The sequence below is a fragment of the Duganella sp. Root1480D1 genome, assembly GCF_001427305.1.
Taxonomy (GTDB): Bacteria; Pseudomonadota; Gammaproteobacteria; order Burkholderiales; family Burkholderiaceae_D; genus Rugamonas.
Genome location: NZ_LMFZ01000023.1, coordinates 381,178 through 407,063 on the forward strand (window position 1 = coordinate 381,178; position 25,886 = coordinate 407,063).

30 protein-coding genes are annotated in these 25,886 nt (G+C 63.6%); 15 read left to right on the top strand and 15 right to left on the bottom strand.

Annotation, left to right across the window (positions count from 1 at the left end):
• The first annotated feature begins 67 nt into the window (after positions 1-67).
• Genes dctP through ASD58_RS19850 form a run of 10 tightly spaced genes read left to right on the top strand, consistent with a single transcriptional unit; the run spans position 68 to position 9,031 of the window.
• On the top strand, positions 68-1,084 hold the full coding sequence (gene dctP / locus ASD58_RS19805) for a TRAP transporter substrate-binding protein DctP (protein WP_057262924.1): 1,017 nt from the start codon (positions 68-70) through the stop codon (positions 1,082-1,084).
• Complete coding sequence (locus ASD58_RS19810; RefSeq protein WP_057262925.1) at positions 1,081-1,635, top strand: TRAP transporter small permease; 555 nt, start codon at positions 1,081-1,083, stop codon at positions 1,633-1,635. Before dctP ends, ASD58_RS19810 begins: the two co-directional genes overlap by 4 nt.
• Positions 1,632-2,981, top strand: coding sequence for a TRAP transporter large permease (locus ASD58_RS19815; RefSeq protein WP_057262926.1), 1,350 nt, complete (start codon positions 1,632-1,634; stop codon positions 2,979-2,981). Before ASD58_RS19810 ends, ASD58_RS19815 begins: the two co-directional genes overlap by 4 nt.
• The gene (mdcA, locus tag ASD58_RS19820) at positions 2,982-4,649 is read left to right on the top strand and encodes a malonate decarboxylase subunit alpha (RefSeq protein WP_057262927.1); all 1,668 of its coding nucleotides are present in this window, start codon (positions 2,982-2,984) and stop codon (positions 4,647-4,649) included.
• An 8-nt stretch (positions 4,650-4,657) separates the two neighbouring features.
• The gene (gene mdcC / locus ASD58_RS19825; protein ID WP_057262928.1) at positions 4,658-4,972 is read left to right on the top strand and encodes a malonate decarboxylase acyl carrier protein; all 315 of its coding nucleotides are present in this window, start codon (positions 4,658-4,660) and stop codon (positions 4,970-4,972) included.
• On the top strand, positions 4,969-5,853 hold the full coding sequence (locus ASD58_RS19830) for a biotin-independent malonate decarboxylase subunit beta (RefSeq protein ID WP_057262929.1): 885 nt from the start codon (positions 4,969-4,971) through the stop codon (positions 5,851-5,853). Before mdcC ends, ASD58_RS19830 begins: the two co-directional genes overlap by 4 nt.
• 2 nt (positions 5,854-5,855) lie before the next feature.
• Positions 5,856-6,572, top strand: coding sequence for a biotin-independent malonate decarboxylase subunit gamma (locus ASD58_RS19835; RefSeq protein WP_057262930.1), 717 nt, complete (start codon positions 5,856-5,858; stop codon positions 6,570-6,572).
• Positions 6,556-7,218: a malonate decarboxylase holo-[acyl-carrier-protein] synthase gene (gene mdcG / locus ASD58_RS19840; RefSeq protein ID WP_082565541.1), complete on the top strand. Its 663-nt coding sequence runs from the start codon at positions 6,556-6,558 to the stop codon at positions 7,216-7,218. Before ASD58_RS19835 ends, mdcG begins: the two co-directional genes overlap by 17 nt.
• Entirely contained in the window at positions 7,215-8,141 is a 927-nt protein-coding gene (gene mdcB, locus ASD58_RS19845; protein ID WP_082565542.1) for a triphosphoribosyl-dephospho-CoA synthase MdcB, read from the top strand. Before mdcG ends, mdcB begins: the two co-directional genes overlap by 4 nt.
• The gene (locus ASD58_RS19850) at positions 8,138-9,031 is read left to right on the top strand and encodes an acyltransferase domain-containing protein (protein ID WP_057262931.1); all 894 of its coding nucleotides are present in this window, start codon (positions 8,138-8,140) and stop codon (positions 9,029-9,031) included. Before mdcB ends, ASD58_RS19850 begins: the two co-directional genes overlap by 4 nt.
• Here the strand turns inward: ASD58_RS19850 and trxC are convergent.
• Entirely contained in the window at positions 9,028-9,462 is a 435-nt protein-coding gene (trxC, locus tag ASD58_RS19855; RefSeq protein WP_057262932.1) for a thioredoxin TrxC, read from the bottom strand. The genes ASD58_RS19850 and trxC overlap by 4 nt on opposite strands.
• A 61-nt stretch (positions 9,463-9,523) precedes the next feature.
• Here trxC and ASD58_RS19860 point away from each other — a divergent pair, with 61 nt between their 5' ends.
• Complete coding sequence (locus ASD58_RS19860) at positions 9,524-10,405, top strand: alpha/beta fold hydrolase (protein WP_057262933.1); 882 nt, start codon at positions 9,524-9,526, stop codon at positions 10,403-10,405.
• Here ASD58_RS19860 and ASD58_RS19865 read toward each other — a convergent pair.
• The 6 genes from ASD58_RS19865 to ASD58_RS19890 are packed head-to-tail and all read right to left on the bottom strand — an operon-like array spanning position 10,402 to position 17,966.
• On the bottom strand, positions 10,402-11,208 hold the full coding sequence (locus ASD58_RS19865; protein WP_057262934.1) for a substrate-binding domain-containing protein: 807 nt from the start codon (positions 11,206-11,208) through the stop codon (positions 10,402-10,404). The genes ASD58_RS19860 and ASD58_RS19865 overlap by 4 nt on opposite strands.
• Positions 11,209-11,862 carry an energy-coupling factor ABC transporter ATP-binding protein gene (locus ASD58_RS19870; protein WP_057262935.1) on the bottom strand — a complete coding sequence of 218 codons (654 nt, stop codon included), beginning with the start codon at positions 11,860-11,862 and terminating at the stop codon, positions 11,209-11,211.
• Positions 11,859-12,566: an ABC transporter permease gene (locus tag ASD58_RS19875; RefSeq protein WP_057262936.1), complete on the bottom strand. Its 708-nt coding sequence runs from the start codon at positions 12,564-12,566 to the stop codon at positions 11,859-11,861. Before ASD58_RS19875 ends, ASD58_RS19870 begins: the two co-directional genes overlap by 4 nt.
• Complete coding sequence (locus ASD58_RS19880; RefSeq protein WP_057262937.1) at positions 12,566-13,459, bottom strand: formate dehydrogenase accessory sulfurtransferase FdhD; 894 nt, start codon at positions 13,457-13,459, stop codon at positions 12,566-12,568. The genes ASD58_RS19875 and ASD58_RS19880 overlap by 1 nt, the downstream gene beginning before the upstream one ends.
• Positions 13,456-16,239, bottom strand: coding sequence for a formate dehydrogenase subunit alpha (gene fdhF, locus ASD58_RS19885; protein ID WP_057262938.1), 2,784 nt, complete (start codon positions 16,237-16,239; stop codon positions 13,456-13,458). Before fdhF ends, ASD58_RS19880 begins: the two co-directional genes overlap by 4 nt.
• Positions 16,236-17,966: an NADH-ubiquinone oxidoreductase-F iron-sulfur binding region domain-containing protein gene (locus tag ASD58_RS19890; RefSeq protein WP_057262939.1), complete on the bottom strand. Its 1,731-nt coding sequence runs from the start codon at positions 17,964-17,966 to the stop codon at positions 16,236-16,238. The genes fdhF and ASD58_RS19890 overlap by 4 nt, the downstream gene beginning before the upstream one ends.
• A 99-nt stretch (positions 17,967-18,065) precedes the next feature.
• On the opposite strand from ASD58_RS19890, the gene ASD58_RS19895 reads away from it, so the two are divergent.
• On the top strand, positions 18,066-18,476 hold the full coding sequence (locus tag ASD58_RS19895; RefSeq protein ID WP_156401379.1) for a hypothetical protein: 411 nt from the start codon (positions 18,066-18,068) through the stop codon (positions 18,474-18,476).
• On the opposite strand, the gene ASD58_RS19900 is transcribed toward ASD58_RS19895, so the two are convergent.
• Both ASD58_RS19900 and ASD58_RS19905 read right to left on the bottom strand, forming a co-directional pair.
• Complete coding sequence (locus tag ASD58_RS19900) at positions 18,477-19,514, bottom strand: CocE/NonD family hydrolase (RefSeq protein ID WP_156401392.1); 1,038 nt, start codon at positions 19,512-19,514, stop codon at positions 18,477-18,479.
• A 201-nt stretch (positions 19,515-19,715) separates the two neighbouring features.
• On the bottom strand, positions 19,716-20,273 hold the full coding sequence (locus tag ASD58_RS19905; protein ID WP_057262941.1) for a TetR/AcrR family transcriptional regulator: 558 nt from the start codon (positions 20,271-20,273) through the stop codon (positions 19,716-19,718).
• Positions 20,274-20,386: 113 nt separating this feature from the next.
• Between ASD58_RS19905 and ASD58_RS19910 the strand changes: the two genes are divergently transcribed.
• Genes ASD58_RS19910 through ASD58_RS19920 form a run of 3 tightly spaced genes read left to right on the top strand, consistent with a single transcriptional unit; the run spans position 20,387 to position 22,426 of the window.
• On the top strand, positions 20,387-20,722 hold the full coding sequence (locus ASD58_RS19910) for a flagellar basal body protein (protein ID WP_057262942.1): 336 nt from the start codon (positions 20,387-20,389) through the stop codon (positions 20,720-20,722).
• 54 nt (positions 20,723-20,776) lie between these two features.
• Positions 20,777-21,418: a phosphoribosyltransferase gene (locus ASD58_RS19915; protein WP_057262943.1), complete on the top strand. Its 642-nt coding sequence runs from the start codon at positions 20,777-20,779 to the stop codon at positions 21,416-21,418.
• Positions 21,419-21,472: 54 nt separating this feature from the next.
• Positions 21,473-22,426: a gamma-glutamyl-gamma-aminobutyrate hydrolase family protein gene (locus ASD58_RS19920; protein WP_057262944.1), complete on the top strand. Its 954-nt coding sequence runs from the start codon at positions 21,473-21,475 to the stop codon at positions 22,424-22,426.
• A 31-nt stretch (positions 22,427-22,457) separates the two neighbouring features.
• Here the strand turns inward: ASD58_RS19920 and ASD58_RS19925 are convergent, their stop codons facing one another.
• From ASD58_RS19925 to ASD58_RS19950, 6 genes are all read right to left on the bottom strand, one after another.
• On the bottom strand, positions 22,458-22,934 hold the full coding sequence (locus ASD58_RS19925) for a hypothetical protein (RefSeq protein WP_057262945.1): 477 nt from the start codon (positions 22,932-22,934) through the stop codon (positions 22,458-22,460).
• Positions 22,909-23,607 carry a phytanoyl-CoA dioxygenase family protein gene (locus ASD58_RS30655; protein WP_082565543.1) on the bottom strand — a complete coding sequence of 233 codons (699 nt, stop codon included), beginning with the start codon at positions 23,605-23,607 and terminating at the stop codon, positions 22,909-22,911. The genes ASD58_RS19925 and ASD58_RS30655 overlap by 26 nt, the downstream gene beginning before the upstream one ends.
• 3 nt (positions 23,608-23,610) lie before the next feature.
• Complete coding sequence (locus ASD58_RS19935) at positions 23,611-23,925, bottom strand: hypothetical protein (protein ID WP_057262947.1); 315 nt, start codon at positions 23,923-23,925, stop codon at positions 23,611-23,613.
• 95 nt (positions 23,926-24,020) lie between these two features.
• Positions 24,021-24,383, bottom strand: a complete 363-nt coding sequence (locus ASD58_RS19940; protein ID WP_057262948.1) for a hypothetical protein — start codon at positions 24,381-24,383, stop codon at positions 24,021-24,023.
• Complete coding sequence (locus ASD58_RS19945) at positions 24,364-24,768, bottom strand: hypothetical protein (RefSeq protein ID WP_057262949.1); 405 nt, start codon at positions 24,766-24,768, stop codon at positions 24,364-24,366. The genes ASD58_RS19940 and ASD58_RS19945 overlap by 20 nt, the downstream gene beginning before the upstream one ends.
• Positions 24,768-25,886: a YbdK family carboxylate-amine ligase gene (locus tag ASD58_RS19950; RefSeq protein ID WP_057262950.1), complete on the bottom strand. Its 1,119-nt coding sequence runs from the start codon at positions 25,884-25,886 to the stop codon at positions 24,768-24,770. The genes ASD58_RS19945 and ASD58_RS19950 overlap by 1 nt, the downstream gene beginning before the upstream one ends.

Genomic DNA, 25,886 nt, shown 5'->3' on the forward strand with positions numbered 1-25,886 from the left:
GTATTTGGTGAAGATATTCTTGTATACATAAAAAACAAAGCTGCATACTTAACCCTTGGAGGATGACATGTCCCAGATGACCCGCAGGTCCGTTCTTGCCGCACTCGCCACCAGCCCGCTGTGGCTGCAAACCTCCTGGGCCCAGAGCGGCTCCCTGAAGATCTCACACCAGTTCCCCGGCGGCACATTGGCCGAAGGCGACTTCCGCGACCGGCTGACGCGCATGTTTGCTGCGGAAGTAGAAAAACGCACCAAGGGAGCCCTGAAGTTTTCGATCTATCCCGGCTCTTCGCTGATGAAGACCAACGCCCAGTTCTCCGCCATGCGCAAGGGCGCGCTCGACTTGTCGCTGGTGCCGCTGTCTTACGCGGGCGGCGAAGTGCCCGAAGTGAATATCGGCCTGATGCCCGGCCTGGTCACCTCCTATGAACAAGGCTACGGCTGGAAGAACCAGGAAATCGGCAAGGCGCTGACGCAGCTGTTGTGGGAAAAAGGCGTGGTGCTGGTGAGCTGGATCTGGCAGGCCGGCGGCGTCGCTTCGCGCGTCAAACCGGTGGTCGATCCGGAAGATGCCAAGGGCATGAAGATCCGCGGCGGCTCGCGTGAAATGGACCTGATCCTGAAAGCTGCCGGCGCCGCCGTGGTGTCGCTGCCGTCCAACGAGATCTACGCGGCCATGCAGACCGGCGCCATGGATGCGGCACTGACCTCCTCCACCTCCCTGATTTCCTTCCGCCTGGAAGAAGTATCGAAAGCGCTGACCACCGGGCGCGGTACTGCTTACTGGTTCATGTTCGAGCCATTGATGATGTCGCGCGCCGCCTACGAGCGGCTGCCGAAGGACCAGCAGGCAGCCATCATGGCCGTTGGCGCCGAGCTGGAAGCTTTCGCCAGGACGGCGGCCCAGGCCGACGACTCGCAAGTCGCCGCCGTGTACCAGAAGGCCGGCGCCAAGGTGGTCGACCTGAACGCAGCCTCTGTCAAGAAGTGGCAAGCCATCGCCCGCACCACCGCGTGGAAGGATTACGGCGAGCGCAACGAAAGCTGCGCCAAGCTGCTGGCCCTCGCGGAGAAAACGCTGTGAGCCACGGATTCGAACTCAATCCGCCCAAGGAGGCGGCGCTGCCGCAGGCTCCCGGCCTGTCGATGGCGGGCATGCTGCTGGCGAAAGTGAACCAGGGCCTGCTGGTCCTGTCCATGGTGGCGATGGTGACCACCGCCCTGATCCTGACCTACTCCGTGGTGTCGCGTTATTTCTTCCACGCGCCGACCGACTGGCAGGACGAAGCGTCGATCTTCATGCTGGTCGGCGTCACCTTCTTCTGCTGCGCCTATGTGCAAAGCTTCCGCGGCCATATCGGCATCGAGGCGCTGGCTGCGATCCTGCCGCCCAAAGCCAATGCCGTGCGCATGTTCATCGTCGACCTGCTGTCCTTCGTGTTCTGTGCATTCTTCTCCTGGAAGTCGTGGACGCTGTGGCACGAAGCCTGGGCGGACGGCCAGACCACCACTTCGACTTTCGCACCGCCGCTGTGGATTCCCTACTCCATGATGGCGGCCGGCATGACCTTGCTGACCCTGCAGATCCTGCTGCAAGTGCTGGCCCGCATCACTGACAAAGGAGCCGCAAAATGAGCGAGCTGACTTTAGGCGCCTTGTACGGCATCGTCACCCTGGTAGTCATGTTCTCCGGCATGCCGATCGCTTATGCGCTGGGCATCGTGGCGACCACCTTCATGTATTTCTTCATGCCCGCCAGTTCGCTCGACACGGTCACCCAGAACGTGTACGAGGAAATGGCTTCCATCACCCTGCTTTCGATTCCGCTGTTCATCCTGAAAGGTGCGGCCATCGGCAAATCGCCGGCCGGCAAAGACCTGTACTCGGCCATCCACACCTGGCTGCACAAGGTGCCGGGAGGCCTGGGCATCGCCAACGTGTTTGCCTGCGCGCTGTTTGCCGCCATGGCCGGTTCTTCGCCGGCCACCTGCTCGGCGATCGGCTCCGCAGGCATTCCTGAAATGCGCAAGCGCGGCTACTCGCCTGGCTTCGCGGCAGGCATCATCGCTGCCGGCGGCACGCTCGGCATCCTGCTGCCGCCTTCGATCACCATGATCCTGTACGCTGTGGCGGCGGAGCAGTCGCTGGGCCGCCTGTTCCTGGCCGGTATTGGTCCGGGCGTGCTGCTGGTGCTGCTGTTTGCCGGCTATGCCGTCTACCGCGCCCGCGCCGAATACCAACTGGCGCTGGTGGCCTACCAGAAGGGCGGCGTCAAGTCGGCCTACCTGGAGGACGAGCATTTCACGCTGCGCGAAAAAGTGGAAATGCTGCCGCGCGTGCTGCCCTTCATCGTGCTGCTGATCGGCGTGATGGTCGCGCTGTATGGCGGCTTCGCTACGCCGTCCGAAACGGCCGGCCTGGGCGCCCTGCTCGCGCTGGTGCTGATCGCAGTGGTGTACGGCGCCTGGCGGCCGAAGGACATGTCGCCGATCCTGTCGTCCACCATCAAGGAATCGACCATGCTGCTGCTGATCATCGGCATGTCGCTGCTGTACTCTTATGTCATGAGCTACCTGCATATCAGCCAGGCTGCTGCGAGCTGGGTGGTCGGCATGCACCTGTCGAAGTGGGTGCTGCTGGCAACCATCCTGGTGCTGGTCGTGGTACTGGGCTTCTTCCTGCCGCCGGTCTCCATCATCCTGATGACGGCCCCGATCATCCTGCCCCCGCTGCGCGAAGCCGGCTTTGACCTGGTGTGGTTCGGCATCGTCATGACGGTGGTGATGGAGATGGGCCTGATCCACCCGCCGGTGGGCTTGAACATCTTCGTCATCAAGAACATCGCGCCGGATATTCCGCTGCGCGACGTGATCTGGGGCGTGATGCCTTTCCTGCTGCTGATGGTGGCGGCCGTGATCCTGCTGTGCATCTTCCCCGGCATTGCCACCGGCCTGCCCGACATGATCATGGGAGCCAAGTAAATGAATGCCCCAACCCGCGTATGGGACAGCCTTCAGCGCAACCGCAACGAACGCCTGACGCGCGCCAGCAGCGTGCTTGGTAGCGAGCTGGCAGGCAAGGCATTACCTGCTGCCCGCATCGCCGACCTGCTGCATGCTGTGCTGGAAAACGGCGACCGCGTTTGCATCGAAGGCAATAACCAGAAGCAGGCCGACTTCCTGGCGCAGGCCCTGGCGGGGCTCGATCCGCAGCGTGTACACGACCTGCACATGCTGCAATCGGTACTGGCCCTGCCCGAGCACCTGGACGTATTCGAGCGCGGCGTGGCGTCGAAGCTGGACTTCTCCTTCTCCGGCCCGCAGGCAGCCCGTGTCGCCAGGCTGGCGGCAGCAGGCAAGCTGAATATCGGCGCCATCCACACCTACCTCGAGCTGTTCAGCCGTTACTTCATCGACCTGCCGCCGCGCGTGGCCCTGGTCGCGGCGGAAGCGGCCGACCGCCACGGCAACCTGTACACCGGCCCGAATACGGAAGACACGCCACCCATCGTCGAGGCTACGGCTTTCAAGAACGGCATCGTGATCGTGCAGGTCAACCGCATCGTGGACGAACTGCCCCGCATCGACGTGCCGGGCGACTGGGTCGATTTCGTGGTGCAGTCGCCAACGCCCTACTACATCGAACCGCTGTTCACGCGCGACCCGGCGCAGATTTCGGAAATCCAGGTGCTGATGGCGATGATGGCGATCAAGGGCATCTATGCCGAATACCAGGTACAGCGCCTGAATCACGGCATCGGCTTCGACACCGCGGCCATCGAACTGCTGCTGCCGACTTACGGCGCCTCGCTCGGTCTGCGCGGCAAGATCGCCACCAACTGGGCGTTGAATCCGCACCCGGCCCTGATTCCCGCGATTGAGGCGGGTTTCGTGGAATCGATCCATTCCTTCGGGTCCGAACTGGGCATGGAGAACTATATTCGCGCCAGGCCCGACGTTTTCGCGGTCGGACCGGATGGCTCGATGCGCAGCAACCGCGCCTACTGCCAGGCCGCGGGCCATTACGCCTGCGACATGTTCATCGGTTCCACCCTGCAGATCGACCTGGCCGGCAACTCCTCCACCGCCACGCTGGGCCGCATCTCCGGCTTTGGCGGCGCACCGAACATGGGCGCCGATGCCCGCGGCCGGCGCCACGCCAGCCCGGCATGGCTCAAGGCCGGCGAACAGGCGCGCCAGGGCAGCGGCTCGATCCCGCGCGGCCAGAAATTGGTGGTGCAGATGGTGGAGACCTTCCGCGAACACATGCAGCCCGCCTTTGTCGAACGGCTGGACGCCTGGGAACTGGGCGAACAGGCTAAGATGGCGATTCCGCCGGTGATGATCTATGGTGACGACGTATCCCACATCCTGACCGAGGAAGGCATTGCCAACCTGTTGCTGTGCCGTAGCGCCGAGGAGCGCGAACAGGCCATCCGCGGCGTGGCGGGCTATACCCCGGTCGGCCTGCAGCGCGACAAGCGCATGGTGGAAAACCTGCGCGACCGCGGCATCATCACGCGCGCCGAAGACCTGGGCATCGACAAGCGCCAAGCCACGCGCGACCTGCTGGCGGCAAAGAACATGAAAGACCTCGTGCGAGCGTCGGGCGGCCTGTATGACCCACCCAAACGCTTTCGCAACTGGTAGGAGCCAAGATGGAAACACTCAATTACCGATTCGAACAAGGCCGCCGCGCGCTGTCGGCCGAACCGCGCATCGTCGGCGTAGTCAGTTCGGGCAACCTGGAAGTGCTGATCGAAAGCTTGCCGCTGGGCGGCGCCTGCGAAGTAGGCATCCAGACCGCCGCAGTCGGCTTCGGCCCGATCTGGCAAGCCGTCATCACCGATTTCCACCAGCGCTGGCAACTGGCAGACACGCGCATCGCCATCAACGATATGGGCGCCACGCCCGCCGTGGTCAGCTTGCGGCTCGACCAGGCGGTGGAATCCATGCTGGGAGAAGGCAAATGAGCAGCTACCTGGAAGCCAATGCGCGCGAGCGCCTGGCGCTGTTCGACAGCTTTGAGGAATTCATCGGCCCGGCGCAGCGCGTCGTCAGCCCGCACCTGGCGCAACTCAATGCGCCGGTGTCGTTCGACGACGGCGTGGTCGTTGGCCGCGCCGCGCTGGGCGGATTGACCATATTTGCCGCAGCGCAGGAAGGCGGCTTCATGGGTGGCGCCGTCGGAGAAGTGCATGGCGCGAAGCTGGTTGGCCTGCTGCGGCGCGCCCTGCTTGAGCGTCCCGCCGCCGTGCTGCTGCTGCTGGAAACCGGCGGCGTGCGCCTGCATGAAGCGAATGCGGGCCTGATCGCGGTATCGGAAGTCATGCGCGCCGTGCTGGACGTGCGTGCCGCCGGCATCCCGGTGGTGGCGCTGATCGGCGGCTCCAACGGCGCCTTTGGCGGCATGGGCATCGTGGCGCGCTGCGCGAATTCGCTGGTGATTTCCGAGGAAGGCCGCTTGGCCATGTCGGGCCCGGAGGTGATCGAAACCGCAAATGGCGTCGAAGAATTCGATTCGCGCGACCGCGCCCTGGTATGGCGCACCACCGGCGGCAAACACCGCTACCTGCTTGGCGATGTGCAGCGCATCGTGGAGGACAGCATTCCCGCCTTCCGCCAGGCCGCACTGGATGCCATCGAGGAGGCCCGCAACGGCACCGTCGAATTGACTTTGGCAGCGCTGGAAGCGGAGCAGGCCATGTTGGAGCAGCGCATCGAACGTTTTGGCGAGCTGCGCGACCCGGCTGACATCTGGGCTGCCCTGGGCATTGCCGCACCGCAGGACATCCCGATGCTCGACATCGATTCCTTCACCGCCGCCGTAGCGCCTTACCGATTGGGAGCATGACAATGGACTGGAAAGTACTGGCCGATTCCCTGTTCCCGGGCGGGCATGACATCGTCGAACGAGAGCAATTCCTGAATGGCACCGCGCGGGTGGACGGCGAGACCGTCAGCGTGATCGGCACCACAGGCCATGCGCCAATCGGTGTGGAAATCGCCCTGGCGCAGGCCAAGGCCGTGCTGGCGACAGTGCGCAACCATCCAGGCCGCCCGATCGTGCTGCTGGTCGACACGCAAGGACAACGCTTGCGACATCGCGACGAAATGTTGGGCATCAACAGCTATATGGCTCACCTGGGAAAATGCATCGACCTGGCCCGTCACCTGGGCCACAGCATCATCGGGCTGGTTTACGACCAGGCATTGTCCGGCGGCTTCATTACCAGCGGCTTGCTGGCAGATGCCTGCTACGCCCTTCCCGACGCCACGATCCGCGTCATGGGTTTGCCCGCAATGGCGCGCATCACCAAAGTGCCCGAGGAAAAGCTGGTGGAACTGGCGCGCAGCAATCCCGTGTTCGCCCCGGGGCCCGAAAACTATTTGCGCATGGGCGGCTTGCAGGCGATCTGGGAAGGCGACCTGGCTGGGCATCTTGCGCACGCCATCGCCAACGCGCCACGCGACGACCAGCGCAGCGCCCTCGGCCTGTTGCGCGGCGGCCGTAAGGTAGCGCAGCCGGTCATTGAAGCCATCATTGGCGGCAGCAATGTACACGCGGCATGACCTGGCGTGGCTGACGCGAGATGGCTGGCGTGACGTGCTGGCCACCGCCGTGCATGGCAACCCCGCCCATGCGGCAATCGCCCGCTGGGCCGAAGCCGACTGGCCGCTGGTCGTCCGCCGCCGAGACGACAGCGCGCACGCCGGCGATGTCTGCCTCGGCCTGGCCGCGCCCCCCGATGCAGCCAGCGGCGCGAAACTGCGCCTGCCATTGCGCGTCCCGGCGCGGCACATCGCCCGCCATAGCGCGCCGCTGGCGCTGGGCGCTGTAATCCATGCCCTCCCCGCGCGCTGGCAAGTGCAGTTTGGCCGCCTGGCCAGGGCCAGCACAGGGCATGAGCTCCGCGTTTTCGGCTCACTGGCACTGCAAGCACTGACCGGCCAGGCCTACCTGCGCGACACCTCCGACATCGACTTGCTGTTCCGCCCGCGCGACAGCGCCGAACTGGATCAAGGCACCCTGCTGCTCGCCAGCTTCCTGGACCAACTGCCACTGGACGGAGAAATCATTTTCCCCAGCGGCCAGGCCGTGGCGTGGAAAGAATGGTTCGCCGTGCAGACCCACACGGATCGCGTTCTCGTCAAGTCGCAAGCCAGTGTAAAACTCGGCAAGCGCGCCGAACTGCGCGCAGAACTGGAGCCCGCATGAGCGCATCCGCCCTCCACCCGGCACCGCAAGCACGCGCACTGGCGGCAGCCGCCCGCCTCACTGCCAATCCAAAGCCGCGCCGCCACGCCGCATATGCGCTTTCCCGCGAGGTCGCCCTGCGCGCAGTACGCAGCCTGTACCACGAGCTGGCACTTTACCCCAAGCCGGGCCTGGTCTCCTTTGTCGACAACGGCAGCCATGCCGACATGAACGCCGCCACCTTCATGCGCAGCCTGTTTTCGCTGCGCCACTATTACGCCCGCATCTGCCGGGCAGGCTACGATGGCGCCCCTTTCGCGGAATTGAAAAAACTCGGCATCGCCGCCGAGCGGCGCATGATGGCCGCCACACAAGGCATCAACACCCACCGCGGCGCCATCTTCGCCCTCGGCCTGCTGTGCGCCGCGATGGGCCGCGTCCGGTCCCTGCACATGACGTTGACGCCGGCCGCCCTGCGCACCGCACTCCTGCTGCACTGGGGCGAAGAGCTGGCCGCCCACACGCAGGCCAGCGGTAAATCGCATGGCCTGCAGGCAGCCGCACGGCATGCCGCCAGCGGCGCCCGTGAAGAAGGTGCGCTCGGCCTGCCATCGGTATTCGACGTCGGCCTGCCGGCCCTGCAAGCCACGCTATCACGTGGCGCCCCCATGCTGCACGCCCGTATCGACGCCATCTTTGCCTTGATGGCTCACATCAGCGACACCAATATCTACCACCGCGGCGGAGCCAAGGGAGCCGACACGGTGCGGCACTCCGCCCGACACTTCCAGCAGCAAGGCGGCACCGCAAATCCGCAATGGAAAGAGCATGCCCTGGACTGCCACCGGCGCTTCGTCGCCCAACGACTGTCGCCTGGCGGCGCTGCCGACCTGCTGGCCGCCACCTGCCTGGTGCATAGCCTCACCGCCATGCCACCGCCATGAAAAGCCGCCTGCTGATCCTGTGTCCCGGCCAAGGCGGCCAGCATGCAGCCATGTACGACCTGGCGCGCAGCGACCCGCACGCCGCCTCCCTGCTGGCACAATTGGCGCCATGGCTGCCCGACCTGTCCCAGCCAGGTACGATGTTCAGCAACCGCAGCGCCCAACCGGCCATCGCCGCCAGCAGCCTCGCCATGTGGGAAGCATTGCGCCGCGACTGCCCGCAACCTGCCCTGGTGGCCGGCTACAGCGTCGGCGAGCTGACGGCCTACGGCGTGGCTGGCGCATTCACGCCCGAGCGCACCGTCGCCCTTGCAGCACAACGCGCCGCGCTGATGGACGCTTGCGTCTCCCCAGACAAGCCGCAGGCCATGCTCGCGATCAGTGGCCGCCGCTTAGCCCCCTTGCGTCCCCAGTTGGCATCCCACGGCTTCTACATCGCAATAGAAACAGGCGAGGATAGCTGCATCGCCGGCGGCCCCGCCTCGCATGCCGCCGACATTTCGCTCCCTGGCGCGCGTATCGCCCCGCTGCCAGTTGTTGTTGCCTCGCACACGCCCTACCTGCAAGGCGCCGTTGAGCCATTCGCGAATCTCCTCGCACAGGAAGAATTTGGAACGCCACGCGCACCTGTCCTGGGCGGAATAGATGCCACGCCCATACGAGAAAAGGACGCCGCTATCCGCCATCTCTCACGCCAGCTGGCAGAAACAATCGTCTGGTCCGAATGCATGGACGCCTGCGTTGAGCAAGGCATTACGGCCGCACTGGAACTGGGCCCCGGCAGTGCTTTGTCGAAGATGTTGTCGGCCCGCCACCCCGGCATCGAATGCCGTTCGGTAGCGGATTTCCGCTCAATGGATGGAATCCGAACCTGGCTGGCGCGGGCTTAACGCAAGTGCTGCTGCACCCAGGCGATGATGCTCTTGCTATCCATTGCACCGGCCTGGCGCGCCAGTTCGCGGCCGCCTTTGAAGACTGCCAGCGTCGGGATGCTGCGGATGGCATAGCGCGCCGCCAGTTGCTGTTCCGCCTCGGTATTAACCTTCACCACACGGAAATACGGTTCCAGGTGCTGGGTGGCCTGCTCGTAGAACGGCGCCATCGTGCGGCAAGGCCCGCACCACGGCGCCCAGAAATCCACCAGCACCGGAATATCGTTGCGCTCAACATGCTTGAGGAAGCGCTCTGTCGCCAAGTCCACCGGGTGGCCGGTGAACAGGGGACGCAGGCATTTGCCGCAGGTAGCCTCTTCTTCCAGGCGCACCGAAGGCACACGGTTGACCGCGTCGCAGTGGGGGCAGACGATATGCAAGTTTTCCATAGGTTCAAGTATAGCGCAGGCTTATAATCCCGAGGGCACGCTTCGCCAGCCAGGAGGCAACATGGAATACGTGAACACCGACCGCTTGCGCATTGCCTTCCGCCAGCATGGCGACATGCAGGGAGAGCCGATCTTCCTGCTGCACGGCTGGCCGGATGATATGCATACCTGGGATGGCGTCCTGCCCTACCTGGCAGGCTGCGGCTACCGCTTGATCGTGCCCAGCCTGCGCGGTTTTGGCGACACCCGCTTCCTCGCCCCATCCACACCGCGCAGCGGCCAGCTTAGCGCGCTTGCACAAGACTTGCTGGACTTCGCCAGCGCGCTGGGCATCGAGCGTTTCAACGTGGTCGGCCATGACTGGGGAGCACGCGCAGCCTACAACGCCGCCCTGCTGGCGCCAGAACGCGTGATGCGCTGCATGGCCTTGTCGGTGGGCTGGGGCACCAATGACCCGAACCAGGTCCTGAGCCTGCACCAGGCGCGCAACTACTGGTATCACTGGTATATGGCGACCGAGCGCGGCGCCGAAGCGCTACGCAAGGAGCGTCGCGAATTCGCGCTCCTGCTATGGCGCACCTGGTCGCCTTCATGGCATTTCGGCGAAGGCGTTTTCCACGACACCATGCATGCCTGGGACAATCCGGACTGGGTGGACGTAACGCTGCATTCATACCGCCACCGCTGGGGTCTGGCCCTGCCCGATCCACATTACGCCCTGCAGGAAGGACGGCTGCGGCATGAATCGATGATCAGCGTGCCGACGCTGACTCTGCATGGCACGGAGGACGGCGCCAACAGCCCGCAAACGTCGGAGCACAAGGAACACCTGTTCAGCGGCCCATATCACCGCGCACTGCTGGCCGGCGTCGGCCACTTCCCGCAGCGCGAGAACCCGGGCGCCGTGGCCGACGCCCTGCTCGCATGGCTGCAGCGCGCTTAGTCGGGCTTGGCGCTTGGGAAGAATAGCTGTTGGCCGCCGGGCCGGAACTGCGCAATCCTCGCCTGTCCTTCCGGCGACGTGATCCAATCGATCAACTGGCGCGCGCCCTTGTAGTTCACGCCCGGATGCCTGGCAGGATTGGTGGCGATAATGCCGTATGGGTTGAACATGCGCTGATCGCCCTCTACCATCAACGCCAGTCCGGTCTTGGCCTGGTACACGCCGTAAGTCGCGCGGTCGGTCAGGGTATAGCCTCCCATCTCGGCTGCCATATTCAGCACTTCGCCCATTCCCAGGCCCGCCGAAACGTACTGCGCACCGGCGGGCTGCATGCCCACCTGCTTCCAATAGGCCTTTTCCATGATGTCGGTGCCGGAATTGTCACCGCGTGAAATGAACTTCGCCGGGCCGCCAGCCAGCTTGCGGAATGCAGCCAGGACATCCTTGCCGCCCTTGATGCCGGACGGATCGCTGGATGGGCCGACCACGATAAAGTCGTTGTACATTACATCCCGGCGATCGACACCCCAGCCTTCGGCCATGAATTTATCTTCCGCCGCACGCGCATGCACCAGGGTCACGTCGACGTCGCCATTTTTCGACAGCTCGAGCGCCTTGCCGGTACCGACCGAGATCACATGCACCTTGCTGTTGGTCCTGGCCTCGAAGGCCGGCAGCAGGTAGGCCAGCAAGCCGGAATTTTCCGTGCTGGTCGTGGTCGACAGCCGGATGATCTGCTGGGCATAAGCACTGCCGGACAGTGCAAACGCAGCGGCAAAGGTAAGCAGGAGCCTGCGCTTCATTCACTTCTCCTCAAGTTGGCCGTCGCGCAGCTTCAGGCGCCGCACGTGCGGCAGGTTAATCAAGTCACGGTCGTGGCACGCCATGACTACCGTGCTGCCCGATTGGGTCAGCGATGGAATCAATGCCAGCACTTGTTCGCGCGCCTCGCCATCCAGGCTGGCAGTCGGCTCGTCAAGCAGCAGCAGGCGCGGATGCAGCACCTTGGCGCGGGCCAGCGCAACGCGCTGCTTCTCGCCCCCGGACAGGGTAGCCGGCTGGCTGGCGCGCAAATGCTGCACGCCGGCCCAATGCATGGCTTCCTCGACCAGTTGCGCCGCATCAGCACGCGCCATGCCGCGCGCTTTCAGGCCATAGCCGATATTTCCAGCCACGCTGGTCGAGAACATTACCGGATGCTGGTGCACATAAACGATCTCGCGCCGCAGCTCAGCGGGATAAGGCGCCAGAGTCACCGCTTCGCCCGCGAAGTGCATGCCCTCCGCGTCTGCCGGCGCCAGGCCTGCCAGCACGCGCAGCAAGGTACTTTTACCGGCGCCGTTCATCCCGGTCAGCACATAGGCGCGGGCAGCATCAAGCTTGAAATCCTGCAGGTCGAACAGCAGGTTTCCCCCATAACGTTTGGTCAGCCGGGCGATGGAAAGCATCGGCGTCATCCCCGGCCCCTGGCGGCATGGGCGTCGCCCTGCAGCACCATCATGGCGCCATTCATGGCCAGTGCGATGGTGACCAGTACCACGCCCAACGCGATGCCCTGCGCGAATTCTCCCTTGCTGGTTTCGAGCGCGATGGCAGTAGTGATGGTACGCGTCTCCCCCGCGATATTCCCGCCAACCATCATGGCACAGCCGACTTCCGAGATCACCCGCCCAAAGCCGCTGATAATTGCCGCCATCACGCCAAAGCGCACTTCATAAAGGAGGGTCGACATCACCCGCCAAGGCGAAGCGCCATGCGCGATGGCGGTTTCCGCAAAGCGCGGATCGGCCGCCTGCACGGCCGCCAGCGTAAAGGCCAGCAGCACCGGCAACGCAATCACCACCTGCCCCGCCACGATGCCCGGTTGCGAAAACAGCCACTGCAGGCCGCCCAAAGGCCCGTGACGCGACAGCATCATGTACAGCAACAGTCCAATCAGCACAGTCGGCAGGGACAATGCCGCCTGCACCAGCCATATCACGACGCGGCGGCCACGGAACTGCGCCATCGCAATTGCATAGCCGCCGGCAATCGCAAACGGCGTCGCAACCAGCAAACCAAGCACGCTGGTGCTGACCGACACCCACACAATCCGCCAAAGAGCCGGATCGCCATTGAACAGCAGTTCAAACGCCCCGCGCACCGCATCCATCAGCCCCATCACGGCTCCCGGCCGAGCTCGTGTCCCACCTTGGGGTCAGACCCCACGGCGGGACACGGCCTCGACGGTAGCTCTGCCAGCTCCGGTTCGGCGACCAGGCGTTGCGGTGATGCCAGCAGCAGGAAGTGGCGGCCGGTGCAGCGGGCCAGCAGCGTCATGCCTAGCCGGCTGGCGACACTGTGGCCCATTTGCGTGGTGCCGGAGCGCGACAACAGGAAGGGGATCGACATTTGCGCGCCTTTGATCACCATTTCCGATGTCAGGCGGCCGGTGGTGTAGAACACTTTATCGCCGCCTTCCACGCCGTCCAGCCACATTTTGCCGGCAATCGAGTCCACTGCATTGTGACGTCCCACGTCTTCGACAAAATACAATAACTCTCCGTCTTGCGTGAACAGGGCGCAGCCGTGCACCGAACCGGCCTGCTTGTAAATCGACTGCAGCGTGCGGATGGTTTCAACGATCCGGTACACGCCCGACTGCTTCAGCCGCGCGTCGGGCGGCAGCACGATGTCGTCCACTTCGTCCATCAGATCGCCGAACACGGAACCCTGGCCGCAACCGGTGGTTACCACTTTGCGTGCGGTGCGCTGCTCGATATCGGCCACGCCGCCGCGCGTCCTGACTGCCGCGGCGCCGACCGACCAGTCGACCTGGACCGACTCCACCTCTTCCACCGAGCGCACCAGCCGCTGGTTGCGCAGGTAGCCAAGCACCAGGGCTTCCGGCGCGCCGCCCAGCGTCATCAGGGTGACCAGCTCGCGCTTGTCCACGTACACGGTCAGCGGGCGTTCGGCGGGAATATGGATCACGGAGCGGCGTCCCTTCTCGTCGATCGCTTCCACTTCCTGCGTCAGCGGCACGCTGGCCTGTGTCATCTCCGGTAGTCTCATGCGCCTGCCGCCTCCATCGCTCTGCCACCTCCAAAACTGGACTGGGGCGCGACTTCGCCGCCCAGCGTGACTTTGATTGCACAGTACTTGAATTCGGGGATCTTGCCAAACGGGTCGAGCGCGGGGTTGGTCAGCTTGTTGATCGCCGCTTCGTAATAGCAGAACGGTACGAACACCGCCCCGCGCGGCGAGCTGTCGTCGGCCCGCGCGTACAGCGCAACCTGCCCCCTTCGCGAAGCAATGGACACCACATCGCCAGGCTTGCCGCCGAGTGCCGCCAGGTCCAGCGGATGCACCAGCGCTACCGGATCCGGTTCGATCGCATCCAGCACCGCCGTGCGGCGCGTCATGCTGCCTGTGTGCCAATGTTCGAGCTGGCGGCCGGTGATCAGGACCATCGGATATGCCGCGTCGGGACGTTCGTCGGCCGGGATGATGTCGGCCGGTACAAAACGCGCCCGGCCGGACTCGCGCGGGAAGTCTTCGGTAAACACCACAGGCGTGCCCGGATCGCCCTCTTCATGGCATGGATAGGTCACCGCATGCTCGCGCTCCAGCCGTTGCCAGGTAATGCCGGCAATGCTTGGCATGACTTGCCGCATCTCTGCAAACACGTCGGCCGCACTGCCATATTGCCAGTCCAGTCCAAGCCTTTGGGCAAGCTGCTGGATGATCCACAAATCCTGCCGCGCCTCACCGGGCGGTTCCAGCGCCTGCCGTCCGATCTGTACCAGCCGGTCAGTATTGGTGAAGCTGCCGGTCTTTTCGGGGAAGGCGCTGGCAGGCAGGATCACGTCTGCCAGGTAGGCGGTTTCGGTGAGAAAAATGTCCTGCACCACCAGGTGCCCCAGCGACGCCAGCGCGGCCCGCGCGTGATTGGCATCGGGATCGGACATGGCAGGGTTCTCGCCCATGATGTACATGCCTTTGACCTGCCCGGCTTCGGCGGCATCCATCACTTCCACCACCGTCAGGCCGGGCTTGTCGTCCAGCGTGCCGGGCGCCAGCCCCCAGGCATTTTCGAAGCGGGCTTTGGCCACCGGCTCGGTCACGCGCTGGTAGTCCGGATACATCATCGGAATCAGGCCGGCATCGGACGCGCCTTGCACATTATTCTGCCCGCGCAGCGGATGCAGCCCGGTGCCCGGCCGGCCGATCTGCCCCGTCATCAGCGACAGCGCGATCAGGCAGCGTGCATTGTCGGTGCCGTGCACGTGCTGCGAGATTCCCATTCCCCACAGGATCATTGAAGCGCGCGACGTGGCGTATAAACGCGCCACCTCGCGGATGGTACTTGCCTCGACGCCACAGATCGGCGCCATGGCTTCCGGACTGTAATCGGCCACGTTAGCCGCCAGTTCCTCGTAGCCGATGGTGCGGCTGGCGATGAAATCCTGGTCCACCAACCCCTCCGTCACGATCACGTTCATCATTGCATTCAGCAGCGCGACGTCGGTATCCGGTTTGAATTGCAGGAAGCGGTGGGCGATGCGCGACAGGTCGGAACGGCGCGGGTCGCACACCACGAGCTTTGTGCCCTGCCGCACGGCATTCTTGATCCAGGTCGCTGCCACCGGGTGGTTAACTGCCGGATTGGCGCCGATCAGGATGACCACTTCGGCCTTTATTACGTCCTTGACCGGATTGGACACAGCGCCCGAGCCTATCCCTTCCAGCAGCGCAGCAACCGAGGAGGCGTGGCACAGGCGCGTGCAATGATCGACGTTATTGCTGCCAAAACCGGTGCGCACCAGCTTCTGGAACAGGTAAGCCTCTTCATTGCTGCCCTTGGCGGAGCCGAAGCCGGCCAGCGCACGCGGGCCGTGGGTATCGCGGATAGCGGCCAGCTTGCCGCCGGCCAGCGCCAGCGCTTCCTCCCAGCTCGCTTCGCGGAAGACGTCGTACAAACGTTCTGGGTCCATGGTGAAGTCGCCCGACTTCGCTGGCGCATCAGCGCGGCGCACCAGGGGCCTGGTCAGCCGGTGCGGGTGGTGCGCGTAGTCGAAGCCATAACGGCCTTTCACACACAGCCTGCCCTGGTTGGCCGGTCCGTTGCGCCCTTCTACGTAGAGTATCCTGTTGTCCTTGACGTTGTAAGTGAGCTGGCAGCCTACGCCGCAATAGGGGCATACGGAGTCGACGCGCTTGTCCGGCGCGGCCAGCGCAGCGTCGCGCGCCGGCATCAGCGCACCGGTCGGACAGGCTTGCACGCATTCGCCGCAGGCGACGCAAGTGGATGCGCCCATCGGGTCATCCATGTCGAAGACGATTTTCTCGTGGTCGCCGCGCCAGGCCAGGCCAATCACGTCGTTCATTTGCTCGTCTCGGCAGGCACGCAGGCAGCGCGTGCATTGGATGCAGGCGTCGAGGTTGACCGCAATGGCGGCGTGCGTCAGGTCGCGAATTGGCTGCCTGCGCGCAGCGAAGCGCGGCTTGCCAACCGCAAGCCTGGCGGCCCATTGTTCGACTTCGTTATGGCGCGTATGCGCTTGCCCGGGCATGTCTGCCAGCAGGAGTTCCAGCACCATCTTTTGCGCTGCCAGCGCGCGCGGACTGTCGGTGCTGACTTTCATGCCCGGCGCGGGGTGGCGGCAGCACGATGGCGCAAGTACGCGCTCGCCATCGATCTCCACCATGCACGCGCGGCAATTGCCGGCGGGCGCCATGCCGTCCTTGTAACACAGGTGCGGGATCTCGATGCCTTGGCGGCGGGCCGCCTGCAGCAGGGTCTCACCTTCCGCCGCCTGCACTGTGCGGCCATTGAGCTCGAACGCGATCATCGCGTGACCTCCTGCGGGAAGTATTTCAGTACGCAGTCGACCGGATTGGGCGCAGCCTGGCCAAGGCCGCAGATCGACGCGTCCCGCATCACCTGCGACAGTTCGCCGAGCAGGCTTGCATCCCACACCGGCGCCTCGATCAATTCAGCCGCCTTGGCGGTGCCGACGCGGCAAGGCGTGCATTGGCCGCAGGATTCGTGGCGGAAGAAGCGCATCATGTTGCCGGCCGCGGCGCGCGCACTGTCGTGCTGCGAGAGCACGATGATGGCGGCGGAGCCGATGAAGCATCCATAGGGCTGCAGCGTGTCGAAGTCGAGCGGGATATTGCCCATGCTGGCGGGGAGGATGCCGCCCGAAGCGCCGCCCGGCAGATAGGCGTAGAGCTGGTGGCCCTCCTGCATGCCGCCGCAGTATTCGTCGATCAGTTCGTGCACCGTGATGCCGGCGGGCGCCAGCTTGACGCCTGGCTGCTTCACGCGTCCTGATACCGAGAACGAGCGCAAGCCCTTGCGGCCGTTGCGGCCATGGCTGGCGAACCATGCTGCGCCTTTTGCCAGGATCTCCGGCACCCAGTACAAGGTTTCGAAGTTATGTTCCAGCGTCGGACGGCCGAACAGGCCTGCCTGGGCTACGTATGGCGGCCGCAGTCTTGGCATGCCGCGCTTGCCCTCGATCGATTCGATCATGGCCGATTCTTCGCCGCAGATGTAGGCGCCGGCGCCGCGCCGCAGGTGGATGCGCGGCATTCCCGCGTCGAGGCGCGCCAGCTCTTGCTGCAGCAGCTTGCGGCAATCGTGGTATTCGTCGCGCAGGTAGATGTAGATTTCGTCGATGCCCACAGCCCAGGCCGCGATCAGCATGCCTTCGATGAATTGCCGCGGATTGCGTTCGAGGTAGAAGCGGTCTTTAAAGGTGCCCGGTTCGCCTTCGTCGATATTGACTGCCATCAGGCGCGGGCCCGGCTCGTTGCGCACAATGCGCCATTTGCGCCCCGCCGGGAAGCCGGCCCCACCGAGCCCGCGCAGGCCCGAATCCTCCAGCGCTCCAATCACGGCCTCCACGGAACGCGCGCCGGACAGGCATTCGCCCAGGACCGCGAACGCGCCACCGTCAACGCCGGAGCCCGCCATGTTCCCCCGGCTCGCGACGCCTGCGTCCACCGCATCCTCGGCCAGCGCAGCCTTGGCCGCGTTGCCAGCACAGGCGTCATCGGCAATTGCCGCCGACACGCCCGCGCAACTGGCCGGCGCCAACGCCCGCTGGCCTATCAGCGCCACCGGTGCTTGATCGCAGCGCCCGATGCAAGGTGCCGGCACAACCCGCACCTCCCGCCCCAGCAACGCCGGCAAGCGCGCCAGCAGTTCGCCAGCACCTGCCAGCTCACACGACAGGCCATCGCACACGCGCACCGTCAGCGCGGGTGGCACCTGCTCGCCCTCGCGGACAATATCGAAGTGGTGGTAGAAAGATGCGACTTCAAAGACCTCAACCTGCGCCAGCCGCAGTTCGGAAGCCAACGCCGCCAGATGCGCAGCCGACAGGCAGCCATGCGCATCCTGAATCAAATGAAGGAATTCAATCAGCAAATCCCGCCTGCGCGGCAGGCCGCCCAGCAAAGCCTGCACCTGCTGCAGCGCAGCAGCGTCGACTTGCCGGCCTTTCGGCCGCTGGCGTTTCCTCTCCCGGCTGGCACCCTGCACTGCAATAGGAATCATGCCCTGATTCACCTCGCAAAATGGCGTTGCTTACCTCAGGGTATCATGCGTAGCCCTGCGGCGGATCATGTTATTGTCAGTATAAGGATGCCACAGCACGGGAGGTCAACCGTGGAAAATTTTCAGTCGCTGGCGTCCATGTTGGACCTGTATCAGCTGAGCCTGACGATCATCCTCGTACTGCATGCGCTCAGCCTGGTACCGCAATGGCAGCGCCAATATTTCCACCCGCGCCTGATGCGGGTGGCCATGCTTGGAATGATGTTGGGGATTGCGCAGGGCGCGGTGATCGCCGCTGCCGTGGAATATAGCGCGATCGTGCGTGGAGGCGGCATCGCCCTGCTGGGCGCCGCGATCATGATGCATGCCTGGGTTGCGCTGCAAAACCTGCTGGCCAGCTACGCCTTCGTTCGCCTGCACCGCGCCAGTGCCATGATGGCCCACCGCATGGTCTGGGCCCAGCGCCCGCTCGGTTACCTGAGTGCCGCGCTGACCGTCGTCGCCGGATGTACGCTGGCGTAATCAGTTACGGCCGGCAGTACCGTGTTCAGACCAGACGATATCGTTATCGACCGAGTACAAGCGGCATGGTTCCTTGCTCGCCGCCTGGCACGCCGCCAGCGCCTTCTCGTTGGTGTTCTCACCCTCTTCCGCCCAGCCCCAGGAACCGGTAGCCGAAATCGCAAAGGCGCGCGGCGTGGCCTTCGTCAGGAATGCGCGATACTGTTCGCGCCCGCGTTGCGGCAGGAACGGCACGGCATTCACGTCATCCAGCGCCGCATAGTGGGTGGCCTTTTGCACCGGCGGCTCCGCCACCGCATACACTTCGCGGGTCGGCATGCCGACGCCGGCCAGGAAACGCTCGACCTCCGGCAGCCAGATCGCAGCGCCGTCACGGTTACCCAGCAAGCCATGCGCGTCTTTCTTGAACGCGCCATACGCCACCAGGTCGGCCTTGCCGCCGGCCGCAATGAAGGCGCCATGCATGCGCGCCACCAGCTCCGGGCCGAAGTAACTGTCATTTGCGCCGTACAACCACATGCTTGGCAGCTTGTTGCGACGGCCATACTCGCCAAACGCCTTCACCAGGGCGCCCTGCCAGTTGCATAAGTCGCCGTGCACCTTCAGGCCGCCCGCAAAATTCATGATGCCGCGCACACCCGGCAAATCCTGGGTGGCCGCGGCCATGCTCGCCAAACCGCCAAAGGACTGGCCGGCCAGCACGATATGCTCATTGTCGACCCATGGCTGGGTGCGGGCGAAACGCACCACGTCGGCGATATCGCCCGCCTGCTCATAGCCATTGGCCGTCATATTGCAGCCATATTCGACAAATTTGCCGGTCGAATTGGCAAAGCCGGTGCGCATCGGCACCATCACCGCATAGCCGCGCCGCACGAAAGCCGTTGCCAGGTAAATGAAACGGTCGCGGGCCTGCAGCTTGGGATTGCCCGGCGCCTTGCCATGGTTGACGATCAGCAGCGGGAACGGTCCCGGGCCGGGAGGACGGAAAACAGTGGTCTCCAACTGCACGCTCTGGGCGCGGCCCGCCGGTACCATGATGATTTGCTCATTCAGGCGCACGTCGAGCGCAGCTTCCCCCGCCTGCGCGAGTGGCAGGCTTGCACAGGCCAGCAGGATGGCGGCGACACGTGCAAACAGGGAATTTATGATGCTCTCCAGAACAGTGCGTTTGGGCAATAACCCAGATTCTTATGCGCACGGTTCAGGAAAGCAATCCCAAAACGTTAAACGTAGCAATTAACTCAGCTTCAAGAGCATGGAACGCACGGATTCCAGCACTTCATCGGCTAGTTTGGGGTCTGTTTTGTAGACATTTCGCGACACTGAGATGCCGCCCACCAGCGCTGCCATGATGGCAATTGCCTGTTTGCGCTGGCCTTCCCCGGCCGGCAACTGGCTGCCGATGTACTCCACCATCTGGCGGAAGCCGGCGGTATAGCCGGCGCCCACGGAAGCATCCTGGCGCGCCACTTCGCTGGCGGCAGCTGCCAAAGGGCAGCCTTCCGCCAGGTTGTCGCGCTGCTCGGGCGCCAGGTAGTAATCGACCAGTTGCGGCAGCGTGACAGGATGCTCGGTCACCTTGCCATAGGCGGAACGGGTGCTGAAATTCATGGCTTCCGCCGCCAGCGCATCCTTCGAGGGGAAATGAGCGTACAGGGCACCATGGGTCAGGCCGGCGGCCTTGCTGATTTCCGCCACGCCGACCCCATCGATCCCCTTCCCCCGGAACAGCCGCGCAGCCGTCTCAACCAGCACCTGCCGGTTTTCCGCTGCTTTTTCCTTGGTGATCTTCATGGCCAGCCTCCCGCATCAATCATTGCGATCGTCATCATACCACGTGTTGCACCGACTGCTCATTTTTTGGGCAAGAACGATAATTCCCATGTGGAATCATGTAAACTGGCGCCATGACGATCTCCGCACTCCAGGCCGGCCTGTCCGGCCTTCAAGCAAACCAGCGCGCACTGGATGTGGAAGGCCATAACGTTGCCAATATGGCGACGCAGAACTTCCAGCCGCAGCAAGCCACGTTCCAGGAAACGCCGGGCGGGACCAGCGTCACCATTTCCACCGCCGCACGCGACCTGTCGGCGGCCGCCAATGCGGGCGGAGCGCCGTCGGGCACCGACCCGGCCAGTTCCATCACCAATTCCCTGGTCTACAAGGCCAATTTCGACCTGTCTGCCAAAGTAATCAAGGCGGCGGACGAGCGAATCGGCACTCTGCTGGATATCAAGGCTTAACGCCGACGCCTTCCCGCGCTATGCTGTCGTATGTGCAGCATGGCGGAGGCTAGCATGGACGACTTCGAACTCCCCCTTCAGGACCGCAAGCAAGCCGCCGAGCTGCTGGCCGAAAAGCTGGCGCACCTGCGCGGCAGCCATCCCCTGATCCTGGCCATTCCACGCGGCGCCGTGCCGATGGGGCGCATCATTGCCGACCGCCTCGATGGCGAGCTCGATGTAGTGCTGGTACGGAAAATCCCCTCCGCCATTGATCCCGAACTGGCAGTCGGCGCCGTCGACGAGCATGGCAACCGAGAACTGGCGCCCTACTTCAACCGCACGCGCACCAGTATGGAATGGGTCGAGCTGCAAACTCACGAACAGCTCGAATTGATGCGGCGCCGCCGCGCTTCCTACGGCAGCAGGCGGCCGCCGGCCAATCCCGAAGGCCGCACTGTGGTAATCGTCGATGACGGCCTGGCCACCGGCTCCACCATGGCGGCTGCCTTGCGCTCCACGCGCGCGCGCAAGCCCAGGCAGTTGATTGCTGCCGTCCCGGTCGCCGCGCCCGATTCCCTGGAAGTGATTGCTCCATTGGCCGATGGCATTGTCTACCTGGCTGCACCGATGAACTTCATGTCCGTCAGCCGTCATTACCGCAGCTTCCCGCAAGTATCGGAAGAAGAAGTCCTCGAACTGCTGACCAGCGAGTAGTGCGACTTTGAATTGCCGCGTGTGCGACACTGGCGCTGAGGAGGCAGCCAACGGATGACCGAACACGATCCCCGCAAGCATGACCGCCGCGAAGGCGACCGCGGACAGCGGCGTCGTGCCGGCGATGCGCCGCGCTACCTCGATCCCGGCGAAACCATCTTCACGCTGTGGGGGCGCGTGATCGTGGCCCGCTACAAGCGCTGGGCTGCCGCGGCCACGCGGCATATCATCCAGCGGCCTTTGCACATTGGGGTTTCAGCCCGCATCTACCATCCCGAGCCCGGCGCCACGGGGTTGCGCAGCAAGAACCTGCAGTACCTCGAAGAGTCGGTGGCGCAGTGGGTCATGTCGCGCGATGTGCTGGTGTTCATGATCCCGACCGTGAATACTTCCGGCCTGCTGCATCCTTCCAATATCCGCCTGCGCGACTATGCCAAGCACCTGGACGGCCTGGTGCTGCAAGGCGGCGCCGACGTATCGCCCCAAAGCTACGCCGAAACGCCGACCAAGCCTGAATGGAACGGCGACCGGGCGCGCGATATGTACGAGCTGGAACTGCTGCATGAATTCGTGGAAGCGGGCAAGCCGGTGATGGGCATCTGCCGCGGTTGCCAGCTCTTGAATGTCGCCTTCGGCGGCACCCTGTACCAGGATATCGAGACCGATGTGCCGGACGCCCATGCCCACGTGTCGAACGACTACGACCGGCACCGCCACGAGATCACCTTCCCGCCCGGCTCCTCGCTGCCCACAATGGTGAGGGGGCCGCAGCGCGCGCTGGTGAATTCCATCCACCACCAGGCGGTGAAGTCACTCGGCAAGGATATGCAGGTGGAAGCGCTGTCCTATCCGGACAATATGATCGAGGCGATCCGCTACACCCGGGCGCCCTTCGTCATGGGACTGCAATGGCACCCGGAATTCCACCGCGCCGGCGGCGTGGAACTGCTCGATTGCACCGGCATCCTCGACAGCTTCCTGCGCGCCGCCCGGGAAACGCGCTTCTAATAAGCGTGCATCTGCCGCAAGCACTCAAGTGTCAGCGCTTGCAGGGTTTCCCATCGTATTGCAGTTGGTATTGCTTGTAGGCGCTGCCATTCCAGCGCTCGATCGGGAAGCAGAAGCCGGGACCGCCGATCTCGATGTCGGGCCAGCCGTCTTTGCCCTTGCTGGACAATACAGTCAGGATGCCGATGCCGTGCGTGATCACCTTCCAGCCGCCATCAGCCTGTTTGCTGACCAAGGTGTAAGCCACGCCAGTGTCGCCATAGCACCCCGTTCCGCCCTCACTGATGATGGCTTCAGGAAGCCCGTCGCCGTTCATGTCCTGGACTTTTTCAATGGCCCCTGGGACGTAGCTGGCGCCCGAATCCTTACAGGACTTCCACTGTTTTCCGTGTTGTTTGAACCCGGCTGCCTTGAATGCGGCAGCTTCGTCAGCCGCCGGCAATGAGTTTGTCCCCGCCAGCGAGGCCTGGCTGATCGCCAGGCTAAGAATTGTGATGATCAGTTTCATAATGCCACCCTCCCCGCTTTGGCCATTCTAATCCATGTGGTAGCCCAGCAGGACCAAAGAGGAAGTGCAAAACCCGGCGACGGCTGTTGCCTGTTGCTTTTGAGGAACGATGCAAAACCAGGGGACGCATCAGCAGAACGTCGCCCGCCTGCACGAGGCAGGCTTGCTCGCCCTGCCGCATCGCCACTGCATCCCGCGGCGAAATGGCACCCTGCAGGTGCGATCCGGGCACCAGATACACCGGCCCGTCGTCCGCGCCGCATGGATCGAGATGCAGCCGCACCGCGACCAACTGCTCCAGCATATCCCGGTGTGGCTGCACATGCCAGCCATCTTCCTTGCGCGACCAGCCGCGCAGGGAAGGATTTTCGATGCGCTGGTGCACAGGGATACTCAGGTCCTGGTGCACCGGCACCAGCCAATTCACCGAGCCGGACTTTTCAAAGAAGGTGCATTGGACGGCGACATGGCCGGCCGGCAGCAGGGCCCGCAGCGCAGGTGAAGAAACGAGGGAATCCGCAAGCTCGGCACACCAGGACTGCGACAGCAAGGTCCGCGTGCCGGCCGAGCCGTGGGCACCGGTTTGCGCGGCATACCAGGCGCACTGCCCGGCGTCGGCGACGCCCGGAATGACCGCAAACCCGTGCCGCGCAAAATCAGCGACGGCATCCACGCTTCAAGGTTTTTCGTAGAACACCAGCGAGCTGCCCAGTGTCAGCGATTCTTCGATATGGGGATGCAGGTCGATAAAAGGCTTCTGCTCCAGCATTTCAGTTTGCAAGATGCTGAAAGCATCCATGGCCACTTCCTCGAACCCGAACTTGCTGGCCTCGATAATCGCGGAATCCCAGAGAGCCTCGGCACCCTCCTGCAACAGGAACAGCATGCACTTGTGCAGCGCATGCTCTTTCGGGTGCGCGTATTCATACACCGGCTTGCCTTCGAAAATCCCTTCGAAGGTGTAAATCCCCAGGACACTGTTATCGCTCATGAGCTATTAGAATTAACTGGAAGTGCCTGATTATACTGCGGACCTGGCGGTCGCCAATGCCCCGAACAGGCGCCCTTAAATGCCCGATTTCGGAATCATCGCGCCGCGCGCTTGCGCTTCTTTTTCGACTGCTTCATAAGCAGGTCCTGCTCTTCCTGCGGAGAGAGGAACTCCAGGCTGGCACTATCGCCACCATATTCCATGACGCGATAATAGTTCCCTGGCCAAAGCAGGATTTTCATTCCATCCTGCCCGGACATGCGAAGTGTCTTCTGATCCCCTGCGGCACCCGTTTCCACCACGATCTCAAAATCGACGGCCTCCTCCGAATACTGCGTCGGGATCGCCCTGGCCTCAAGCAGGAAGGCGGGATAATTCGCTACCGGCGCCGATTGAGCCAGGCAGGCCAGCGAATAAAGGCCGGCGGCAAGCAGGAGCTTAGCGCTCGTTCGAAACATCTTTTACCTTGCGCATGAATTCATCTTCCTTGGAACGGTGGATGATCGCTGTACCCGTGCACATCGCGTTCACATAACCGCCTTCGCTCTCAAACACCATATAAGTATGTCCAACCGCCAGCGGCGTGCTGCAACTGTTTATGCCTGTCGCCACAGTACGGTTGCCAGCCTGGATTTCGCCCTTGGCGATACGATGGGCCTGAATAACCGATTCGATGTACGAAGACCCGCCTTTCACCATGCGGCCGCTCATCACCGTCCCGATGTAGACGTATTTCGAGCCAGCCACCGCCTCCGCCAACGCCGGGTCGCTGCATTGACAAGCCATGGCGGCAGCGGGTAGCAAGGCCGCCAGCAGGCTGGCAGCAAAAATGGCAGCCCGCATCAATTCCCCCTGAATTTCGCGATCGCCGCGTCCACCACACCTTCCACACTGCCGGAGGAATCGAATTCCGCCCGCAGGTAGTGCGCATCGCTGCCCATATGTGTCACCTGCATCAGGTGGTTCAGCGCGGCGCTGCCGCCGAGGGCTTCGGCGTGCAAGTCCATGCGTCGCAACGTGGTCAGGATGTCTTCGCGCAGGGACAGGCTTTCGTAGGTCTTGGGATGCACGACCGTGCCATCCAGCCCGAAACGGCAGGCCTGGAAGCGGTTGTAGTTGTAGACCAGGTAGTCGTCTTCCGCCGGCGGGGCCTCCTTGCGTTCCAACAGGTAGGAGCACAGGGCTTGCAGGTAGCAGGCCAAGGCTGCTGCACGCTCCACCGTCAACGGTGTGTCGCAGACGCGCAGCTCGATGGTGCCGTATTCAGGCTTGGGGCGGATGTCCCAGTAAAAGTCCTTCATCGACTTGATCACGCCCGTGTGTTCCATCTTCGAGAAGAAGCTATGTTCGAACTCGTCCCACTTCAGGATGAACGGCGCACGTCCGCTCATGGGAAAGGCGAACACGCTATTCAGGCGCGCCGAATTGAACAAGGTGTCATTGCCTTGCACATAGGGCGACGATGCCGACAGCGCGATGAAGTGCGGCACATAGCGGCTCAAGGAATGCAGCAGGTACAGCGCGTCGTCGCCGCTGGCGCAGCCGATGTGCACGTGCTGGCCGAAAATGGTGAACTGCTTGGCCAGGTAGCCATACAGTGCCGATACTTCCTTGAAGCGCGGCTTGGAAAAGATCTTGCGCTCCGACCAGCGCTGGAACGGATGCGTGCCGCCGCCGCAGATGCCGATGTTCAGCGTGTCGGCCGCCCGCACCAGCGTATCACGCGTTTCGCGCAACTGGGCCAGCAGCTCGCCGTGCCTGGTGTGCACGTCGCTGTTAATCTCGATCATGCTCTCGGTGATCTCCGGCGTTACGTGGCCGGGGAACGGCTTGCGCTCCAGCAGGTGCAGCAAGTCCGGGCTCGATGCGGTCAAGTCGAAGTCGGACAGGCTGACCAACTGCAGTTCGAGCTCGACGCCCATCGTCAAAGGTTGCGACGATTTGAATTCTTCCAACGGCAT

Bases quoted from the DNA above. Each gene is read 5' to 3' on its own strand.
- ASD58_RS19900 (WP_156401392.1), bottom strand. From the start codon at position 19,514: ATGGTACCGGCGGGCCGCGCCCAGAGCGTGCAGTTGGAGACCACTGTT.
- trxC (WP_057262932.1), bottom strand. From the start codon at position 9,462: ATGGAAAACTTGCATATCGTCTGCCCCCACTGCGACGCGGTCAACCGT.
- ASD58_RS19950 (WP_057262950.1), bottom strand. From the start codon at position 25,886: ATGCCGTTGGAAGAATTCAAATCGTCGCAACCTTTGACGATGGGCGTC.
- mdcG (WP_082565541.1), top strand. From the start codon at position 6,556: ATGTACACGCGGCATGACCTGGCGTGGCTGACGCGAGATGGCTGGCGT.
- ASD58_RS19860 (WP_057262933.1), top strand. From the start codon at position 9,524: ATGGAATACGTGAACACCGACCGCTTGCGCATTGCCTTCCGCCAGCAT.
- ASD58_RS19915 (WP_057262943.1), top strand. From the start codon at position 20,777: ATGGACGACTTCGAACTCCCCCTTCAGGACCGCAAGCAAGCCGCCGAG.
- ASD58_RS19925 (WP_057262945.1), bottom strand. From the start codon at position 22,934: ATGAAACTGATCATCACAATTCTTAGCCTGGCGATCAGCCAGGCCTCG.
- ASD58_RS19945 (WP_057262949.1), bottom strand. From the start codon at position 24,768: ATGCGGGCTGCCATTTTTGCTGCCAGCCTGCTGGCGGCCTTGCTACCC.
- ASD58_RS19905 (WP_057262941.1), bottom strand. From the start codon at position 20,273: ATGAAGATCACCAAGGAAAAAGCAGCGGAAAACCGGCAGGTGCTGGTT.
- ASD58_RS19830 (WP_057262929.1), top strand. From the start codon at position 4,969: ATGAGCAGCTACCTGGAAGCCAATGCGCGCGAGCGCCTGGCGCTGTTC.
- ASD58_RS19875 (WP_057262936.1), bottom strand. From the start codon at position 12,566: ATGGGGCTGATGGATGCGGTGCGCGGGGCGTTTGAACTGCTGTTCAAT.
- ASD58_RS19880 (WP_057262937.1), bottom strand. From the start codon at position 13,459: ATGAGACTACCGGAGATGACACAGGCCAGCGTGCCGCTGACGCAGGAA.
- ASD58_RS19920 (WP_057262944.1), top strand. From the start codon at position 21,473: ATGACCGAACACGATCCCCGCAAGCATGACCGCCGCGAAGGCGACCGC.
- ASD58_RS19865 (WP_057262934.1), bottom strand. From the start codon at position 11,208: ATGAAGCGCAGGCTCCTGCTTACCTTTGCCGCTGCGTTTGCACTGTCC.
- dctP (WP_057262924.1), top strand. From the start codon at position 68: ATGTCCCAGATGACCCGCAGGTCCGTTCTTGCCGCACTCGCCACCAGC.
- mdcB (WP_082565542.1), top strand. From the start codon at position 7,215: ATGAGCGCATCCGCCCTCCACCCGGCACCGCAAGCACGCGCACTGGCG.
- ASD58_RS19870 (WP_057262935.1), bottom strand. From the start codon at position 11,862: ATGACGCCGATGCTTTCCATCGCCCGGCTGACCAAACGTTATGGGGGA.
- fdhF (WP_057262938.1), bottom strand. From the start codon at position 16,239: ATGATCGCGTTCGAGCTCAATGGCCGCACAGTGCAGGCGGCGGAAGGT.
- mdcA (WP_057262927.1), top strand. From the start codon at position 2,982: ATGAATGCCCCAACCCGCGTATGGGACAGCCTTCAGCGCAACCGCAAC.
- ASD58_RS19910 (WP_057262942.1), top strand. From the start codon at position 20,387: ATGACGATCTCCGCACTCCAGGCCGGCCTGTCCGGCCTTCAAGCAAAC.
- ASD58_RS19940 (WP_057262948.1), bottom strand. From the start codon at position 24,383: ATGTTTCGAACGAGCGCTAAGCTCCTGCTTGCCGCCGGCCTTTATTCG.
- ASD58_RS19815 (WP_057262926.1), top strand. From the start codon at position 1,632: ATGAGCGAGCTGACTTTAGGCGCCTTGTACGGCATCGTCACCCTGGTA.
- mdcC (WP_057262928.1), top strand. From the start codon at position 4,658: ATGGAAACACTCAATTACCGATTCGAACAAGGCCGCCGCGCGCTGTCG.
- ASD58_RS19850 (WP_057262931.1), top strand. From the start codon at position 8,138: ATGAAAAGCCGCCTGCTGATCCTGTGTCCCGGCCAAGGCGGCCAGCAT.
- ASD58_RS19935 (WP_057262947.1), bottom strand. From the start codon at position 23,925: ATGAGCGATAACAGTGTCCTGGGGATTTACACCTTCGAAGGGATTTTC.
- ASD58_RS19835 (WP_057262930.1), top strand. From the start codon at position 5,856: ATGGACTGGAAAGTACTGGCCGATTCCCTGTTCCCGGGCGGGCATGAC.